The 4626-nt window shown below is 57.4% G+C and carries 5 protein-coding genes; 1 reads left to right on the top strand and 4 read right to left on the bottom strand.

The genetic code is table 11. The features are described 5' to 3' along the window. On the top strand, nt 1-398 hold a 398-nt coding region (locus tag AX760_RS01980; RefSeq protein WP_245294910.1), incomplete at its 5' end, for a LysR substrate-binding domain-containing protein. 18 nt (nt 399-416) lie between these two features. On the opposite strand, the gene AX760_RS01975 is transcribed toward AX760_RS01980, so the two are convergent. From AX760_RS01975 to AX760_RS01960, 4 genes are all read right to left on the bottom strand, one after another. Further along, nucleotides 417-1421 (bottom strand): ABC transporter permease, encoded by a 1005-nt coding sequence (locus AX760_RS01975; RefSeq protein ID WP_071831169.1) that lies wholly within the window; start codon nt 1419-1421, stop codon nt 417-419. Between the two features lie 5 nt (nt 1422-1426). Beyond that, nucleotides 1427-2422, bottom strand: coding sequence for an ABC transporter permease (locus tag AX760_RS01970; protein ID WP_245294909.1), 996 nt, complete (start codon nt 2420-2422; stop codon nt 1427-1429). A gap of 7 nt (nt 2423-2429) precedes the next feature. Continuing rightward, nucleotides 2430-3923 (bottom strand): sugar ABC transporter ATP-binding protein, encoded by a 1494-nt coding sequence (locus tag AX760_RS01965; RefSeq protein WP_071831166.1) that lies wholly within the window; start codon nt 3921-3923, stop codon nt 2430-2432. An 80-nt stretch (nt 3924-4003) separates the two neighbouring features. Further along, nucleotides 4004-4626, bottom strand: a 623-nt coding sequence (locus tag AX760_RS01960) for a substrate-binding domain-containing protein (protein ID WP_139276423.1), incomplete at its 5' end; no start/stop codon positions are given.

The following is a 4626-nucleotide window of genomic DNA, read 5'->3' as shown; positions in this document are numbered from 1 at the left end:
CACCTTCTCTTGCAGTTCAGGTAAAGTCTGCAGAAGACTTGCGACGAGTGCCGGCGGTGCTTACCAGCAATATCGAATCCGCCGAGGTGACCTTGGATCTGACAGATGGCCGTAGGAGCGAAAGGGTCAGTTTAAAAGTTCGGGCAACGGTGAATGATCCGGAAGCGGCCGCGGAGCTCATCACAAGAGGTCTCGGAATAGGTGGGCTTCCGGGTTTCGTCGCTCAAGAGTTGGTGGACGCAGGCAAACTTGTCGCTGTTCTGCCCGGTATAACGATTGGTAAAGTCGCGATCTATGTTGCAACGCCTCCGCTGGGGAACTTAATCCCCATCGTGAGATCCTTTCTAACCGAGCTGCGAACGGAGATCCGGGAAACGTCCTTTGGTCATGTGACCTAATCCGTACCTCCAAGCTGATTACATACCCGATGCCTTGTCCTGCTTTTTCACCAATCCGGCCTGAAGGATGACGACGACAAGAAGAAAGCTGCCCCGAATGACGGACTGCCAGTATGCGGAAAGCGAGATAACGCCAAGCCCATTTTCAAAGTTCAATATATTGAACACGATGCCGAGCAGGAGTGCTCCGCCAAGCGTCGCTCCGACCGAACCGGACCCACCCGTGAGCAGGGTGCCCCCAACGACAACCGAAGCAATCGCAAACAATTCCCAGCCTACGCCCTCCGTTGGCTGGCCTGCGCCGAATTGCGATGCAAGGATGACGCCGGCGAGGCCAGCGAGAAACCCTGAAGCCGCATAGACCGCAAGCAAGGTCCGATCAACCTTGAGACCCATCAAGCTAGCCGTTGCCTCGCCGTCGCCGATAGCAAGGATGTGCCGGCCCAATGCGCGTCGCTCAAGTACAATCCAGCCGACGATATAGGCGACTATCGCGATCCAGGCGGGGATTGGAAACCCAAGGAAATCGTCCTGCCCGATGATGGTAAAGCCGGTATCATAGGAAACGGAGACGGACTGGTTGTCGGCGAGCAGAAGTCCGGTCCCGTATGCGGCAAGCATGGTGGCAAGCGTTGCTATAAAGGGCTGGATGCGCATTTTGGTTACGATGAAGCCGTTGATCAGCCCCACTACCAGGCCGGCAGCGAGACCACCGCTTAGCCCTGCAAACCAATGATAAGGCGACAGAAGAGCGGCAACCACACTCGACATTGCTGCCACCGCACCAACGGACAGGTCGATGCCTCCCGTCATGATCACAAATGCCATACCGAGCGCGATTAGCGCGAACATCGAATTGTAGCGCAGAAAGCTCAATATGTTGAAAGGGGATAGAAAATTGTCGTAGCGCAGGGCGCCGAACAGGATGAGCCCGGCAAGAGCGACGAAGACACCCAGACGGGCCAGATCGCCGGAAGACTTCGGCGTGAATGTCTTGGCAGCGGTTTTCAGTATAGCATTCATGGGCATCAAACCTTGTCGGCGCGTTGCTGGATGTAGACGGCGATCACGATCAGGCTTGCCTTTACAATAAGGGCGGCTGCGTCCGGCACACCATTGGCCAGCAATGTGTAGCGAACCAGTTGGATGACGAAGGCGCCGAGAAGCGTGCCGAGGATGTTGGCCCGCCCGCCCGTCAACAGCGATCCGCCAACCGCGACCGCCGCGATTGCATCGAGTTCCATACCAAGCCCCACGAGATTGGCATCGCTCGAGGAGTTGCGGGCAACGACGATCAATCCTGCAAGGGCGGCCAACGCAGCGCTGATGACATACACGAATGTCTTTACCTTGCGCACCGGAATGCCGGTCAAACGGGCTGCCTTCTCATTGCCACCGACAGCGATGATCTGTCGGCCAATGACGGTGTAGCGGATCAGGCAATGGGCCAGAAGCGCCACGACCAGCATGATGATGACCTGCGCCGGAATCCCCATGACCCGGCCCATGCCGATAAACTGGAAGGCTTCGTTCTTGAAGACCTGCAGATTGCCGTTGGTGGCGACCTGCGCGATGCCGCGCCCGGCGATAAAAAGCACCAGCGTCGCGACAATCGGCTGGATCGCGAAGCGCGTAACCAGAAATCCGTTAAACCAGCCAAACGCCATGACGATAATCACCGGCACCACGAAAGACAGAGTGACGGCGACCGCCATGTTGTCGATCGGGATGAGGCCACCCATGAAGATCATCGGCGCGATCGCCCCGGAAATGGCCATCAGAGAGCCGACGGAAAGATCAATCCCTCCGGTGGCAATGACCAGCGTCATCCCGATGGCAACGATAACGATGGTCGCTACCTGCGTCAGGTTGACGTTGAGCGTCTGCCAGGAGAGAAAGTTCGGTGTGAAAAGAATGTTGAAAACCACCAGCGCGAGGAAGGCGGCAAAGGTTCCATAGCGGCCGATCAACCCCATTGGATTGATTTTTCGCGTGTTGGATGTCGGCGTGGACGTCTGGGTCATCATCATCTCAGTCTGCCTGATGGGCCATGGCGCTCATCAGCGCTGTTTCGCTCAGATCTGCCCTCGGAAGATGTGCTATGGAACGCCCGTCGCTGAGCACCGTGACGCCGTCGGCTACGGCCAGCAATTCCTCCAGTTCGGACGAGATCATCAGAACGCTGAGGCCCTGATCGGCGAGGTTGCGCAAGAGTTTGAGGATTTCCGCCTTGGCGCCGATATCGATGCCGCGGGTTGGTTCATCAATGATCAGAAGCCGCGGATCCGTGCAGAGCCAGCGGGCGAGCAGGACCTTCTGTTGATTGCCGCCGGAAAGTTCCTTGATCGGCTGATCCGGCGAGACACACTTGACGCCAAGCGCCTTGATGTAACGCGTGACAATCTCGTTCTGGCGGTCCCGATCTACGACACCGGCTTTTTTCAGCTTGGGAAGCAAAGCCAGCGTCATGTTCTCGCGGATGCTCATATCGGGAATGATGCCATCGACCTTGCGGTCTTCCGAAACGAGGCCGATGCCATCGGCAATCGCATCGGCGGGTTCCTTATAGGTCCGTTCTACTCCGTTGATACGGATGGTTCCGTGATCCTGTTGATCGATACCGAAAATGATCCGGGCCGTCTCCGTGCGGCCGGAGCCCAGCAGCCCGGCAAGCCCGGCTATTTCGCCCTCCCGAACGGTGAGGCTTACATCCCGCACCCGCAGACCAGCGCCAACATTTTCAAGTGACAGGCGCACAGGCCGACTTTCGTCATGCCCGCCTTCGCGCGTCATCGCTTCGAAAGCGGCCAGCTCCTTGCCAAGCATGTTGCGTACCAGATCCATTTTCGGCATGTCGCGCATCGTGCTTTTTGCGACGGTCTGGCCGTCACGCATGATGGTGACGCGGTCGCAGATGGCGTAGAGTTCATCCAGACGATGGCCGATGAACAACACCGCGACGCCCCTCTTTTGAAGGGTCCGGATGGTTTCGAAAAGGATGCCGACTTCTTTTTCATCGAGAGAAGATGTCGGCTCATCCATGATCACCAGTCGCGCTTTTTGCGTGACGGCACGGGCAATGGCGATCATCTGGCGGGTGGCTGCGCTGAACCGGGCAACGGGCATATCGACGTCGATGTCGAGATTGAAGGTTCGAAGCACACCTGCCGCTCCCTTGCGCATCGCGCGACGATCGAGAAAGCCGAAAATTCGCGGTTCCCGGGCCATATAAATGTTTTCGGCCACGGAACGCTGGGGGGCGAGATTGATTTCCTGGTAGATCGTTGCAATGCCGCTCGTCTGGCTTTCGGCCGGCGTTGCAAAAGAAACCTCGTCGCCTTCAAACGTGATCGTGCCTTCGTCGCGCTGATAGGCACCAGTCAGAATCTTGATCAGGGTGGATTTGCCGGCGCCGTTCTGGCCGACCAGTGCCATGACCTCACCATCATCTATTTCGAGCGATGCCGAGCGCAAGGCAGACACACCTGAAAACGACTTGGAAATTCCCTGCATGGAGAGCAGCATGATCTCCTGTTCCCTTCTGTCCCAATAGAAAAGCCGGCCGGTTCGCATCGCGCACCGGCCGGAGTTTATGTCTTGGGAGGTTAGTAGGCGTTTGCCAGCTCTGCTGCTGCATTGGACGAGTCGTAGAACTTATCGGTGTTGATGACCCAGGGCTCGATCGTCTCGCCCTTGACATAGCGGGCCATGGTCTCGAAGGCTTTGGGTCCGAAGCGCGGATTGCACTCGACGACCGCATTGATCTTGCCATCAACTACTGCCTGAACGGCTTCCTTGCCACCGTCGATCGAAAGAACAAGGATATCCTTGCCGGGCACCTTGCCGGCCGCTTCGATCGCGGCAATTGCACCGATCGCCATTTCATCGTTGTGCGCGTAGATCACGTCGGCATCAGGATGTGCTTGCAGCAGGGATTCAGCGACCTGGCGGCCCTTGTCTCGGGCGAAGTCGCCCGTCTGCGATGCAACAATCGTGAAGCCGCCGGCAGCTGCAATGGCTTCGTCGAAGCCTTTTTTGCGGTCGTTGGCCGGTGAGGAGCCTGTCGTACCCTCCAGCTCTATGATTTTCGACTTGCCATTGGCATTCTTCGCCAGCCATTCGGCTACGCGCTTGCCTTCTTCGATGAAGTCCGAGCCGATAAAGGTCAGATAGTCTTCGCCAGCCTTTGCAAGCGACTGATCGACATTGCGATCAAGCAGAATAACAG

Source organism: Pararhizobium antarcticum (assembly GCF_001885585.1).
GTDB classification, from domain to species: domain Bacteria; phylum Pseudomonadota; class Alphaproteobacteria; order Rhizobiales; family Rhizobiaceae; genus Pararhizobium; species Pararhizobium antarcticum.
Note: the sequence above shows the minus strand (reverse complement) of the source record. Positions and strands in the feature narration are given on the sequence as shown.